The sequence below is a fragment of the Undibacterium sp. Ren11W genome, from assembly GCF_049340485.1.
Lineage (GTDB): Bacteria > Pseudomonadota > Gammaproteobacteria > Burkholderiales > Burkholderiaceae_D > Undibacterium.
Genome location: NZ_JBMPPB010000005.1, coordinates 216,358 through 229,557 on the forward strand (window position 1 = coordinate 216,358; position 13,200 = coordinate 229,557).

Here is a 13,200-nt window from a genome sequence, read left to right on the forward strand (position 1 = left end):
TTAGCTCAGCAACTGTATAAAAAGATCAGCTTTGCGCACGATTTTTTTCGACTCCATACCGAACATATCGCGGGTTTCTTGCACGATAAATTCATTCATGCCCTTGGTGCAAAATAACACGCCTTGAAAATTCGTTCCAAGATAGTTAAACGGCACTAATTTGGTCTTGACTGGTACCGCATTGGCCAGCAGCGCGCGCATCTTGCGCTCGACCTCATATAAATTTTCGACCTCGATGTTGACTGTCTCGCCTTTCGGCGTCGGAAAACTGGTGCTAAAAGACGGGTGCTGCCCCATAGGGTTTTTTATATTAATTCTGACGCCTAGCTTGAGAAACTTGCTTACAGCGAAAAAGTCATCTTCGTCAAACATAGTGGGCTCCTGGCAGACTGGGGGCGATTCATAGTGTGGTATAGCTTTAGTGCGGCTTAGCGTAAAAGAGTAGCAGAATATCGAGCTTGCACGAGAGAATGTATTAGCTATTTTTGCGCACCTACTATTCTCGGCCTATGATATTTCTCAGTCCGGTGCGAGTGAAGCAAGGAAAATACAGATGGAAATCAAAAATCGCCTAGCCAGTGACGCATATTCCATGCGCTTCTTCAGCCAGGGAGGCTGGAAAGGCGCATGGAATATGCGCGCTGGCGCTGCCCGTATATTTTTTTTGAATTCGACGCCCTTAGACTAGGTATTTTGGATCTGAACGCGCTTGCATGGGATAATGCGGAAAGAGTCGGATTTTCCGTCAGAAGCATTTAATTAGACTGCCAGATTATGAACGCCAAAGAATCAGAATTTGAATTTATCAAGGGATTGACGGCAGAATTGTCGTCCAAGAACTTGGTGTTTCCTACCTCCTTAAAAACCACCATGAAGATACGGCGTGCGCTTGATACGCCAGATATCTCGAATGATCAGGTGGCGCGTATCGTCAGCTCTGAACCTGTGTTGTCGGCACAGGTCTTAAAGCTGGCCAATTCTGCGATGTTTAATCGCACCGGGAAAAAAATCGAAGAGTTACGTGCTGCTACTGTGATGCTAGGCTTTGGCGTGGTGCGCAATGTGGCCATTTCTGTCGGCATGAAGCAACTCAAGGATCATCAGGCTAGCGGCCAGAGTGCCGAACGCATGGAGGGCCTGTGGGTCAGAAGTATGCGGGTAGCTGCATTGTCTTTTGTGATCGCCCGTAATCTGACCAAGCAGAGTGCCGATAAAGCCATGATTGCAGGCTTATTGCACGATGTAGGAAAATTTTACATCTTGAACCGTGCTTGTTTGTATCAGGACTTGTTTAGTTCTGAGAGTACTTTGTGGGATTTGGTCGATCAATGGCATGCCGATATCGGTGCCGCGATTCTGGATAGCTGGGAAATGTCGGACGACATACGTGCGGCCGTCATGGATCACAAATTAAGCGATCATCCATTTACCGGAAAAGCCAACTTGACCGATATCGTGTCGGCAGCTGATTTTTTAGATGCACATTTTGTGGCGCAGTCGATAGCCAATCTGGACTGGGATAAGATCCCCATGTCGCTTAGAAACCTGCAGCTCGATGCTGAAAAAACCGAAAAACTCATGATGGAAACCGGGCAAGAGCTGGCTGCAGTGATGCAGGTTCTGGCTTAAGCAGGTGGCAAGTTGTCCCCGCGACGCTTGTGCTTTATGGTTTAGGTTTTAGCACTTCATTTAACATCAAGGCTTCTTCTTCCTGATATTTTTTACTCTTCCTGGCTCTGGCGATGGCTTGCCAAATACCGGTGACGAGTTTTTCTTCTTTCAGGTAGTAGCTGGTGTTGAACAGCAGATACTGGTCGGCAACTTTGACCGCTTCGTTTTCTCTGACGACGGTTTTCTCCAACGCGGGGGAGTTACGCAATACCTTCATCGCTTCATGGCTTTGTAATAAGGCGATTTGCAACAAACCTTTTTCTAATAGCTTAAACAGATCGTCGCTGTTAGGTAAATATTTGATTTGGTAACCGGTATCTTCTAAAGACTTGGCGACGCTATAGCCTAGTTGAGCGCCTATTACTTGGGTGCCTAGATTTTGCATGGCATTGTTGCTCCACCTGATAGGGCTGTCGATACGCCGGTAAAAATAAAAACTATCGGTATGCAGACGCAAGTCAGAATTTAAAGAGGAGTCTGGATTGAGAGGGTAACTGCCCCAACTTGCTCTATCCTTGTTGAAGCTGGCGGCGATGGCGGCCTGGATAGTCCCGATGCGTACCTCTTGCAGGCAGCGCTTCCATGGCAGGCGTATCAATTCAAATTCAATATTCAGATCTTTCTCTACCATGCGTAATTCGGAAATAACTAAGCCCTTATTGTCTCCGGTGATCCAGGGATAAACTGAACTGTCTTCATAGCACAGTTTGATCGCTGTGCTGGCGCAGGCCTGAGCAGTAAGGAGGCTAAAAACCAGAGTGACAATAAGTTTTAACATGGAAGTATCCTCTCCTGCCCGGCCAAATCATCTGGTGAAACTAGTTATCCAGGGCGCTTTATCCGCTGCAAAGTCTAGAACTTTATTGCGATTGCCGAAAAACTCAGAATACTCTCTATTTCGCCATCATAGAGGCGGTTTTTGGATGAGAGAGTAAATCAGCAAATACTTGCCAGCGTTGCGACTGATCGCCAGCTTGCGTGCGTTTCTCTATATAGTCTTGCACCATATCCTGGCCGAGATTGTAATTAATGACATAAGAGCGATTTTTTTCTATGAACGCTATTCTCTGGGTCGATCTCTGTTCGTCTGAGAGTGCGTATTTCATTAGCAAGGCGATGGCGGCGGGGCGCTCAATTTCACCGTCCAGATAGCGCTGCGCGACCATATTGCCGGCGTAAGAAAGTTTTTGCAGCACAGCCTGAATTTGATAATACAGTTCAGCATGATCAGGATTAATCCCTGCCAACGGAAACAAGACCTCTTTTTCAAAGGCCAATCGCTCGTCAGGCGGAAACGCCACTTGTATGCCGTAATTGGCACTGCCTTCTGCCAGCAAAGACATGGGCGAATACAGCGGATAGACGCAATGCTCCATCCAGCCCTTGGCGTTCACCAGCTGCTGCTCTAGTAACAGATTAAAGACATGGTGACCGGGATAGCCTTCGTGGCTGGCCAGATCAATCGCGCGGCTGATAAACATGGGGAAATCGGTATTCACCTGTATCAGGCTATAGCTATTTCCCTTGTACCAGTTGTAGGCGCTCCAGACCTGATCTTTGACGTACTCAATCTCAAAGTCTTCTTGTTCCGGCAAACTGATATATTTTTTGGTACGCGTGCGTGATTCCTTGATGGCGGCGCTAAACACGAGATCGAGTTTGTCGACGGGAATTTCAAATTCGCGGTTGTAGTGGCTTAAGCGCGCATTCAGATCGCCCGTGCCAGGCAATAATTGATCGAGTTCGGCCAAAATCAGATCAAAATCGGTTTCGCTCAAAGTCGGTGATGTGGCATCGTAGAGTGCCTTTGACTCATCGTCAAAAGACCGTCGCGTCCCATTTAATTGCTGGAGGTAGGCGTGCACGGCGCCTAATTGCAAAGCTAAAAATTCTTGTCTTAATTGCTGATCTTCGGACGCTAACTCTAGCGTTTTTAAATCTTGTATCAACTGATCGGCTTGCAAGATTAAATCCGGCAGGGGCACTTTCTTAGTCTCCGTCTGCCACTCAGGCGGGCCGTAATAGGCATCCACATAAGAGCTATCATGCGGTCCAACCGCAAGTACCAGTTTGACATAGGCGGCGGCGATTTCGTTGAGTGTCATAGGATATAAAGTGAAGGGTCAGCCGTCTATGCTAATTAAAAAGTACAGTCATGTCCAGAGATGCGCAGCTTTATTGATGCGCCAGACTCCATTCGACATCGTTACGCGGCAAACTAGGATCGGTCACCATGATGGCGGCCAGATTGCTGCTTAAGGCTATCATCTCCCGGGCTTCGTATTCTTCTGTAATCCAGACATCGGATCGATCTTGCGCCTCTATCTGTATGCGCAAGGTGTGCATGCCCGCATTGAGTTTTTCTAATTGCAGAGGAAAAGCCTGATCTAGTTGCAGTGCCTTGGCAGCCATCTCGCTAGTGAAGCCAGCCAGGCCGTTTTTAAAACAAAATACCAGCAGGTTGTAACTATCTAAGGAGCGGCACCACCAGACGTTTTGCTCAAACTGAGTGCGTAGGGCCGTTAACGCCGGTATTAAGAGTTTGCGCTTGCCCCACATATTCACCACCAGGCAACCGTGCTCGCTCAGAGCTGCGTGGCAGGAGGCGTAAAATGCGCCGCTATTGAGTTCTTGTACCAGACCTTCAATGCTGAACCCATCGAGCAGTATGACGTCGAATTGCATGTCGCTTGCATCAGCTTGAGCTAGATAGTCCACGGCATCGGTATGGATAACTTGTAGTCGTGCATCGTCTGCCGGGATCATGAATTGCTCACGCAAGGCAATCACATCGGCATCGATTTCTAGTACCGTGATGCAGCAATCGGGTAGATAACGGTAACAAAATTTGACCAGAGAGCCACCGCCCAAACCTACCATTAATATGTGTTGTGGTGCCGGGTTTTCCAGTAAAAAAGCCATCATGCCACTGGTGTAACCACAAATTAATTCGTCCGGCGCATTGATTTTCATCGCGCTTTGTACCGATTTTTGATTAAAGTACATGAAGCGCAAATTGCCTTCATCTAGTACAAAGGGGCGCCCCTGATGCTGTGCCTGTAGCTGCTCTAAATGCATGGTGCGCGCCAAATCGGTTTTTGGGGCTGGATCGATAAAGAGTTTAGACAGACTGTGACGAATTTTTTGCATGAGGGGATCTGGGGAAGAAGGCGAAGCTAAACGGATGAGACAAGACTAGTCCCCCGATTTTACGCTATCTGTTAGCCACGACCAGGGAATTCACAAATCTTGCTTCATCTGCTGAATATACGTTTTATTACAACTGTTGTATTATCGCTACCGGAACTTTTGCGTTGTTCGCAGGTCGAAGTTGGGTCGCCTTTTGGTCGGCGTAAATTCAAAATAATCGGAGAAGAAATGAAACAATTATTCCTGGCGATCGCCATCGCTGCAAGTTTTAGCCAACTCGCTGTGGCCGATGACGGACTCAAAGCCGCGCTTGCTGGAGCGCAGCGTAGTACTGCCAATGTCAGTCGTGATGCGGCACGTCACCCTTACGAAACCTTGAGTTTTTTTGGTATTAAGCCAGGCATGACGGTCGTAGAGTTGTCGCCGGGTGGCGGTTGGTACACAGAAATCCTTGCACCTTATTTACGTAAAGACGGCAAGCTGATTGCTGCCAATTTTGACCCTGCATCGAGCAGCGAGTACGCAAGTAAAAATAGTCTGCGTTTTAAGCAAAAACTCGACGCTAGTCCTGCGGTCTACGATAAAGTTGAATTAGGGATTTTTGAACCACCGAGCAAACTTAGTTATGCGCCGAAAAACAGTGCAGACATGGTGCTCACTTTCCGCAATATCCATAATTGGGTGGAAAATGGCGAGCCGAGTATGAAGGCTTTATTTCAGAGTGTCTTTGAAACCTTGAAGCCGGGTGGGGTGTTTGGTGTGGTTGAGCATCGTTTACCCGCCGGGAAATCGCAAGATGCGGCGACTAGCACCGGCTATGTGCACGAGGCCTATGTGATTAAACTGGCCGAAAGTGTGGGCTTGAAACTGGCTGCCAAATCGGAGATCAATGCCAATCCTAAAGATACTGCCGAACATGAAAAAGGCGTGTGGGCCTTGCCACCGGTGTTTGCCAACAAGGACAAAGATAAGGCGCTCTATCAGACGATAGGCGAAAGTGATAGGATGACCCTAAAGTTCGTTAAACCTTAAACTTCCCGGTGCAGCATAGCGCTCTGGTTCGTTAACTTAAACTAAGAGTGCGCTATGCGGTTTTTTTGTGGTTTCCTGATTTATTTATTCTTAGCGGTCTCGCCAGCTTCTGCTGGCGAGCGCTATAAAATCGACCCTGAACACAGCTTTAGTAGTTTTGAATATTCCCACTGGGGCTTATCTCTGCAGCGCGGCCGTTTTGATAAAAATTCTGGATTTGTCGAACTTGATCTGCCCGGCAAGAGTGGCGCTATCGCGATCACGATAGATACTGACTCCGTCAGCACGGGCTCAGACGTTTTTAACGGTGTGCTGCGTTCGGACAGTTTTTTTGATGTCGCACGCTTTCCAAAAATTTCATTCAACTCCAGCAGACTCATTTTCGATCAGGATAAGCTAAGCCAGATCGAAGGCACGCTGACGATCAAAGATATCAGTAAAAATGTCACTATCGATGTGACGCAATTTGCCTGTCGCTTCATGTTTCTGTATATGAGGCAAGCCTGCGGAGCGAATGGAAATACTAAAATTTTGCGCAGCGATTTCAAAATGGCGAGCTATGCGCCTTTCGTCAGTGATGAAATCACGCTGTATTTTAATGTGGAGGGAATTAAAGAATGAGATCGCGACAATTAAGGTGGAAAGGTATTGTTCTATCCGGTATTTTTTTAGCCTCGCTCAGTTCAGGCTTGCAGGCGCAGACCATGTATCGTTGCAATAGCTCGTATCAAGATCGCCCTTGTGAGGCCGGACAACAGGCAGCTGTGATCGGTAAAATGTCGGTCTCCGCACAAAAAGGCGATGTGGATCTTGCTTGTACGCGCCGCAGCGAAGAGGCAAAGAAAATTATCTGGTCACGTGAAGGTGGGGCCTCGCAAGAAAAATTGATGGCTGAGGCCAGCAGTGGTGATCGCCGCAAATTAATCGCAGATGTGTATGCGATGCGGGCCGATGCCAGCATGGTACGTGCGGCGATAGAGAAAGACTGTATGGAGGAAAAAAAACAGCCGCATGTGCTGCTAGATACCTCGGAGCAGGGGCCTGCCAGGCGCTCCGCTAATGAGCTGAAAAATGCGGACACGGCAGGCAATTCCGGCGCGAATCGAGTTCAGGCGGAGAGCAATGCCAGGGAGCGTGCGCAATGCTTTAATTTGAAAAGCAAGATGCAAAATATCCGATTGGCACAGGCGGAAGGCGGCAGTGTAGCGACTATGGAAACCTTGAATCAAGCGCGACGTGCCGCGCAGACTGAGTCAACTGCCCTGGGCTGCGATGCTTTGCTTAGCGGTGCAGCGATACGCTGACGGCTAGCTTGCCGCTTGGGCAAACATCATCGTGAGTAATTTGCCTTTACAGCCGGGTGTGAGTCGGTGTCTAATTGTATTTTTTATATTTTTGGCAAACTGGCTGTTTTCGGTATCCTCCGAGATGGCAGCGATGCGCCAGGACCACAGGAGATCACCATGAAATATGCCCTAGCTCTAGTTTTGTCTGCCGCCACTGTTAGCGTGTTTGCCGAGAGCCTGACACTCAATCTGATTGACGATAAAGGCGTGGTGAAATCAGCGGGATTGGTTCAGTATGAAGATACCCCTTATGGTTTGTTGCTCACGCCGCAGTTGAGTGGGCTCCCTGCTGGTCTGCATGGATTTCATATTCACGAGAAAGCTCAGTGCGGACCGGCCGAAGTCGATGGTAAAGTCGTCACTGGTGCCGCCGCAGGCGGTCATTGGGATCCTGAAAAAACCGGTAAGCATCTGGGGCCATATACCGACAAGGGACATAAGGGCGATTTACCCGCTTTGTATGTGAATGCCGAGGGTGCCGCGATGTATCCGGTATTGGCTCCGCGCTTGAAGGCGGCGGACGTGCGCGGTCATTCTTTGATGATACATGCCGGTGGCGATAATCACGACGATCATCCGGCCAAATTAGGCGGTGGTGGTGCGCGTATGGTCTGTGGCGTGTTCTAGGTAATTGCGAACTTACTTTGCGAACTTACTTTGTGTAATTTACTTGTTAGTAAGTAAAAATACCGGCGCCAGGCCGGTATTTTTTTGACTTCTGTAAAGCGGGCTTAGGCGCGAGAAAATACTTTCACCAATTGCAAAGCTTCTGTGCCCAAGGCCTCGAAAGCGTAAGAGCCAGCAGCCAGACTGACGAACTGACCTGCAGCCAGACGCAACTCGTGACCGTCTACGCTGGTCTTGCAAGCACCGGTGACGACATACAAAAAGAATTCGTGACCGGCTTTGACGGCGAACTGTTGTGCCGCTTCATAGGCATTGACATACAGCTTGAAGTTTTCTTCTGGCTGATGGTGGGCGCGTATCGCAGCCTCTGTGAGTGCGCCGGACTTGGCTTCAGGCCAGGTTTGTATGGATGGTGTTGTCATGATGAATCCTTATAAAATAATGCCAGTGTCGTGCCGCTGCCAACCGAGCTAAGTGCTCACCTGCTTGCTGCCCTAGGTTTTTCGCGATTTTTCCGCAAGATGCGGGAGTATAAAAGAAATCGGCCGATTCTCCTCATAATATTATTTTGATGTTACAGTGATAATTTCATTTCGACCAATTTTTACTAGGAACTTCGTATGATCAAGGGAAGTTGTTTTCATCTGCGCCATCTCAAAAAAGACGAACTGCCACGCTACACAGAATTAATTAACCATCCAGATAGCAAAGGCGATTTTCTTTCGCTGGAAGTGATGCTGCCGGGCACGGTCGAGCAGCATTTCGAGGAGCATTCACGCTCTAAAGAAATTAGGGAAACTTTTGTGATCATCGATGAGAACGACGCAATGATCGGTCGGGTATTTCATTTTAAATCGGTGCCGTATTTCAATTCCCGGGAAATTGGCTATGCTCTGTTTTCAGCAGCGTCTCATGGCAAGGGCATCATGAGTGAGGCGGTGCAATTGCTGACCGATTATCTGTTCAATACCATGCTGATTAACCGTCTCGATATCCATATGAATGTCAATAATATCGCCTCAGAAAAGGTGGCGATCAAATGCGGTTTTAAGATGGAGGGAATCGCCCGGGGCGCGGCGTTTAGCCGGGGCAAGCATTCCGATATCAAAATGTATGCCTTGCTGCGAGATGAATGGGAGCAGCGCTAATTTGACTATGTTTTACCCAGTATTATTCAATTCTTAAAAGGAAACTTCTAAAAACCTTTAATCGGGATGCAGCGCAAGGCGCAAACCGGAGCAATACGTTGGTATTGCGAGGATTTGCAACGCAGCGATGCGCACGATTAAAGGTCTTTTGAAGTTCCCGAAAACGATTGCGCAGTATCCATGCCGCTTGCAGCCTGATATTGGTCTGCAAGGCGCATGGATACTGCGCAAGTCAATTCTAAACTGGACTATTCGCTCACTACTTTTCAACGTAAGTGCCAGCCTTGAGCTCAGGCCAATTCTTGTCGGCATCTTTGACGTAGCCAGGAATATCTTTCTTCCATCTTTTGAGCACGACCGGGCTCAGATTAAGATACAGCTTACTGTTTAACACCTTGTAAGCCGACGGATCGATTTCTGGCGTATAGCCTTGCGCCACACCGTAGGCGCAGTAGCCGCCATATTGTGGTGCATATTTTTCTGGCTCGGCTTTGAATGCATCCAAGTTCGCCTGGCTGCTGAAGTGCCATTGGGCTCCTTGCCACGTCGTACTTAAGTCCTTTTTACCTTTGACCGGTTTGTTTTGCTTGAAATAGGCAACCGGGTCGTAGCCGCGGATCGCGCCTTCTTCAGTTGAAAATATCGGGGCGATGGCAAAAGCGTTGCCGCCGGCGACGATCAGAAATAGAGCGCTGAACGCTTTGATCAGGGTGCTGCGTTTGCCTGGAGAAAAATGCATGCTGTGCTCCTAAATAATTGAGGGTAGAGGCTAATTGGTCGGGAACTTGCGGGATAACTTACAAAGACGCGTTTATTTTTTTTCGCTGCTCTGCTCTATGGCTTGTTCAAGCGCTGCAATATCATCCATCAAGGCAATCGGGTGGTAGCACAAGACTTCTATGCTCTGATCGGCAAAAACACTGCGCCTATCGCGCGTTGAGCAAAGTTTTTGCATGATCTGATCACGTTGCTGGAAGAGCTCGAGTATCGGGGCGCGATACAGGGTGACGAGAGCTTGTAAAAATTGATTAATCTGCTTGAGTTGCGAATTGCTCTGTCGCGCTTTAATTTGAAAGTGCTCAAGGCCAGAGACGCAGTCGGCGTAATTGAGCCATGGGCCCTTGGTGACCCAGCGGTTCACCAAAAAAAAACCACTAGGTAGGCCTAGGGCATTCATAGCTACCGCCAATAGATGGGCCGGGGCAGGTGAGTAGCGCGGATTGGCGCGGCGCATGCCCAACTCTTCTGCGTGTACAAATAAATGGAAATGTCCATGTTCAGTAAACGGTCTTTGCAGACCAGGGTGCGCATGATAAAAATACTGCGAGGCGTGCTGATTGTCCCGCACATCGTTCTCGGGGTAATGCTGCCACTCGATAAAGTCTTGCCCTGCGATGATGGTCTGAACTATCTGGCTATCGAGCGCGACAAGGGCCTGCATGCTAGTCACTAGCCGGGTGGCGGCGCGATAGCATAGTTTGAGCTGCGCTGCGCTCAGCATGCTCCACTCGGGCGTAGATGGTAAGACTAAGGGAAGTCGCATAATGCAAAACAGTTTTGGTGGGACGGCTAGACGAATTTTGCTGGCGATAGGGGATAGTCTAAGGCCAGCAAAACTAAGTGACGATTACTTCTTCGCTGCGCAACAAGTCTTTTTAGCCGCACAGCAGCCTTTTTTCGCAGCACAGCAGCCTTTTTTAGCACTAGACTTTTTGGCGGAACAAGATTTTTTCGCTGCACAGCAGCCTTTCTTCGCGCCACAGCAGCCTTTCTTCGCCGCGCAACAGCCTTTTTTAGCAGAGCAGCCGGCAACTTTTGCCGAGCAGCCAGTGGCGGCGCAAGTTGCCATGGCAGGGGCTGCTGCCATCGCCGCAGCAGCAACGACAGAAGCGGAAATGATGTTTTTCAGGGACTTGCTCAGGGAAGTAGATTTCATGTGTGACTCCAATTAAAATAAAATAAATTATAAGAAAAAGCCCGTAGCGGGGCGCTGACTGTGGTGCTTGCTTATTGCTACAGGGAGTGAGTCGCGTCAGCGTAGTGAAACTTACACCTTTCTTTAAATAGAATTCATTATTTTTTTAATGCCCGTGATTTTGTCTAAAAAAATATGAAGCCAATGAGATAAAAATAGTTCTAGACGACTGGTCTAATTTGATTTATAGTTCGCTCCATGAATACTCCCCGCACCAATGTCAGGCAGCACATACTCGATACCGCCAAGCCCATTATCTTGGGCAAAGGTTTTTCTGTGGTTGGTCTCAATGAGGTTTTGAGCGCAGCCGCGGTGCCTAAGGGTTCTTTCTATCATTACTTTAAATCCAAAGAATTATTTGGTGAGGCGCTGTTAGAAAGCTATTTCTCTGACTATCTGGCATATCTGGATCAATTACTCGGTAATCAAGCTGTACCTGCGGCCGAGCGGCTGATGGCTTACTGGCGTGGCTGGTTAGAATCGCAAGCCAGTTGCGATATGCAGGGTAAATGCCTGGCAGTGAAGTTAGGGGGAGAAGTCTCCGATTTGTCGGAAGCGATGCGTCTGGCTTTGCATCAGGGCACCGATCAGATTATCGATAGGCTGGCTGCCTGTATTGCTGCAGGTTTGGTAGACGGCTCACTGACTGGTGCGATCGATGCTCAGCATACGGCGCTAACCTTGTATGAAATGTGGCTGGGCGCTACCTTGCTGAGCAAGATGCGGCGCGACCGCAGCGCCATGGAAGGCGCCATGCTGGCAACGCTGAGCTTATTGAATTTAGCGAAGTAGTTTGTATTCCATTGGATTAACGCCTAGTATTCAAGGCAGTATGTGTTATAAAAAAATCACAGTTTGAAGTGCTGTTTGAAGTACTGCTTGAAGTACCGATTAAATAGAAACAAAGCGCTTGGATTTCATAGTTTGTAATGTGATGGGCACTAGTGTTTAAGGTGGGCGAACCTGATAAGTTCGCTTAATTTTTTGCCGTAGGGCTAGACGACCAGTCTAATTTTAGTCTTAGTAAAATTGAAAAAGAAAGAGAAACAAATGCGAAATTTTGAATTCTATAATCCGACCAAGATTGTTTTTGGTGCAGAAACCATCGCTAAGCTGGCTGATCTGGTGCCTGCTGGGGCGAAAGTATTAATACTTTACGGCGGCGCCAGCGCCAAGACTAGCGGCACTTTGGATGAAGTCAAAGCGGCTCTGGGCACACGTGTGGTCATGGAGTTTGCCGGCATAGAACCGAATCCAAGTTACGAAACCATGATGCAGGCAGTTGAGCTGGTGCGTTGCGAAAAGCTCGATTTCTTGCTGGCCGTCGGTGGTGGTTCGGTGATTGATGGTACTAAATTTGTCGCAGCTGCGGTCGGTTTTGACGGTGAGCCTTGGGAGATTATGCAAAAGCGCGGCCGTAATGTGAAGAGCGCACTGCCTTTCGGTACCGTCCTGACCTTGCCAGCGACCGGCTCGGAAATGAATAGCGGCGGCGTCATCATGCGCAAGTCTACCCACGAGAAATTCTCGTTCATGAACCGCCTGGTGTTTCCACAGTTTTCTATCCTCGATCCGACCAAGACCTACACCTTGCCGAAAACCCAAATTGCCAATGGGATTGCCGATGCCTTCGTGCATACGATAGAGCAGTATCTGACTTTTCCGGTGCAGGCTTTACCGCAAGACCGGTTTGCCGAAGGCTTGTTGCAGAGTCTGATAGAGATCGCGCCGCAAGCGATGACGATGGAGCCGGACTACGACAACCGTGCCAATCTGATGTGGGTGGCGACGCTGGCATTGAACGGTTTGATTGGCTCTGGCGTACCGCAAGACTGGGCTACCCATATGATAGGGCACGAGATTACCGCTCTGTTTGGCATCGATCATGCACGTACGCTGGCGCTGGTGTTGCCGTCATTGCTCAATGTGCAGCGTGAACAGAAACGCGCCAAATTGCTGCAATACGCAGAGCGCGTCTGGCACATCACCGACGGTAGCGAAGAGCAGCGTATCGATATGGCGATCCTGCGTACCCGCGAGTTTTTCGAGAGTTTAGGGATCAAAACCCGCCTCTCGGAATATCAATTAGGGGAAGAGTCTATCGTTGCCATTCTGGCGCAGTTAGAGGCGCATGGCATGACCGCCTTAGGCGAGCATCAGGATGTGACGCTAGAGCGCACTCGCGTGATTTTGCAGCAGGCGCTTTAACGATAGCCGCAGTCTTTTTAAGTCCACACAATTTTTTTAGGTT

At 48.7% G+C, this 13,200-nt stretch carries 16 protein-coding genes; 9 read left to right on the forward strand and 7 right to left on the reverse strand.

From position 1 onward, the window contains the following. A complete protein-coding gene (locus tag ACO0K8_RS13450; protein WP_422947164.1) occupies positions 1–372 on the reverse strand; it encodes a hypothetical protein in 372 nt (123 codons plus the stop codon). 402 nt (positions 373–774) lie between these two features. Between ACO0K8_RS13450 and ACO0K8_RS13455 the strand changes: the two genes are divergently transcribed. Continuing rightward, on the forward strand, positions 775–1,629 hold the full coding sequence (locus tag ACO0K8_RS13455) for an HDOD domain-containing protein (RefSeq protein ID WP_422947165.1): 855 nt from the start codon (positions 775–777) through the stop codon (positions 1,627–1,629). A gap of 34 nt (positions 1,630–1,663) precedes the next feature. Here the strand turns inward: ACO0K8_RS13455 and ACO0K8_RS13460 are convergent, their stop codons facing one another. From ACO0K8_RS13460 to ACO0K8_RS13470, 3 genes are all read right to left on the reverse strand, one after another. Beyond that, a complete protein-coding gene (locus ACO0K8_RS13460) occupies positions 1,664–2,449 on the reverse strand; it encodes a hypothetical protein (protein WP_422947166.1) in 786 nt (261 codons plus the stop codon). 115 nt (positions 2,450–2,564) lie between these two features. Then, the gene (locus tag ACO0K8_RS13465) at positions 2,565–3,776 is read right to left on the reverse strand and encodes a hypothetical protein (RefSeq protein WP_422947167.1); all 1,212 of its coding nucleotides are present in this window, start codon (positions 3,774–3,776) and stop codon (positions 2,565–2,567) included. A 70-nt stretch (positions 3,777–3,846) separates the two neighbouring features. After that, positions 3,847–4,821: a transferase spermidine synthase gene (locus ACO0K8_RS13470; protein WP_422947168.1), complete on the reverse strand. Its 975-nt coding sequence runs from the start codon at positions 4,819–4,821 to the stop codon at positions 3,847–3,849. Positions 4,822–5,049: 228 nt separating this feature from the next. Here ACO0K8_RS13470 and ACO0K8_RS13475 point away from each other — a divergent pair, with 228 nt between their 5' ends. From ACO0K8_RS13475 to sodC, 4 genes are all read left to right on the forward strand, one after another. Then, entirely contained in the window at positions 5,050–5,853 is an 804-nt protein-coding gene (locus ACO0K8_RS13475) for a class I SAM-dependent methyltransferase (protein WP_422947169.1), read from the forward strand. A 54-nt stretch (positions 5,854–5,907) separates the two neighbouring features. Continuing rightward, positions 5,908–6,474, forward strand: a complete 567-nt coding sequence (locus ACO0K8_RS13480; protein WP_422947170.1) for a YceI family protein — start codon at positions 5,908–5,910, stop codon at positions 6,472–6,474. After that, entirely contained in the window at positions 6,471–7,157 is a 687-nt protein-coding gene (locus tag ACO0K8_RS13485; protein WP_422947171.1) for a hypothetical protein, read from the forward strand. Before ACO0K8_RS13480 ends, ACO0K8_RS13485 begins: the two co-directional genes overlap by 4 nt. 159 nt (positions 7,158–7,316) lie before the next feature. Next, positions 7,317–7,826, forward strand: coding sequence for a superoxide dismutase [Cu-Zn] SodC (sodC, locus tag ACO0K8_RS13490; RefSeq protein WP_422947172.1), 510 nt, complete (start codon positions 7,317–7,319; stop codon positions 7,824–7,826). 104 nt (positions 7,827–7,930) lie between these two features. On the opposite strand, the gene ACO0K8_RS13495 is transcribed toward sodC, so the two are convergent. Next, the gene (locus ACO0K8_RS13495; RefSeq protein ID WP_422947173.1) at positions 7,931–8,248 is read right to left on the reverse strand and encodes a hypothetical protein; all 318 of its coding nucleotides are present in this window, start codon (positions 8,246–8,248) and stop codon (positions 7,931–7,933) included. A 198-nt stretch (positions 8,249–8,446) separates the two neighbouring features. On the opposite strand from ACO0K8_RS13495, the gene ACO0K8_RS13500 reads away from it, so the two are divergent. After that, entirely contained in the window at positions 8,447–8,974 is a 528-nt protein-coding gene (locus tag ACO0K8_RS13500) for a GNAT family N-acetyltransferase (protein ID WP_422947174.1), read from the forward strand. Positions 8,975–9,233: 259 nt separating this feature from the next. Here ACO0K8_RS13500 and ACO0K8_RS13505 read toward each other — a convergent pair whose 3' ends face one another. Both ACO0K8_RS13505 and ACO0K8_RS13510 read right to left on the reverse strand, forming a co-directional pair. Next, on the reverse strand, positions 9,234–9,713 hold the full coding sequence (locus ACO0K8_RS13505) for a YHS domain-containing (seleno)protein (protein ID WP_422947175.1): 480 nt from the start codon (positions 9,711–9,713) through the stop codon (positions 9,234–9,236). Positions 9,714–9,785: 72 nt separating this feature from the next. Next, positions 9,786–10,517, reverse strand: a complete 732-nt coding sequence (locus tag ACO0K8_RS13510; RefSeq protein WP_422947176.1) for a DUF6969 family protein — start codon at positions 10,515–10,517, stop codon at positions 9,786–9,788. 1 nt (position 10,518) lies between these two features. Here ACO0K8_RS13510 and ACO0K8_RS13515 point away from each other — a divergent pair, with 1 nt between their 5' ends. The 3 genes from ACO0K8_RS13515 (at position 10,519) to ACO0K8_RS13525 (ending at position 13,157) form a co-directional block, all read left to right on the forward strand. Continuing rightward, positions 10,519–10,926 carry a hypothetical protein gene (locus ACO0K8_RS13515; protein ID WP_422947177.1) on the forward strand — a complete coding sequence of 136 codons (408 nt, stop codon included), beginning with the start codon at positions 10,519–10,521 and terminating at the stop codon, positions 10,924–10,926. A 221-nt stretch (positions 10,927–11,147) separates the two neighbouring features. Continuing rightward, positions 11,148–11,741, forward strand: coding sequence for a TetR/AcrR family transcriptional regulator (locus ACO0K8_RS13520; RefSeq protein ID WP_422947178.1), 594 nt, complete (start codon positions 11,148–11,150; stop codon positions 11,739–11,741). Positions 11,742–11,999: 258 nt separating this feature from the next. Further along, positions 12,000–13,157 carry an iron-containing alcohol dehydrogenase gene (locus ACO0K8_RS13525; RefSeq protein WP_422947179.1) on the forward strand — a complete coding sequence of 386 codons (1,158 nt, stop codon included), beginning with the start codon at positions 12,000–12,002 and terminating at the stop codon, positions 13,155–13,157. The last annotated feature ends 43 nt before the right edge of the window (positions 13,158–13,200 follow it).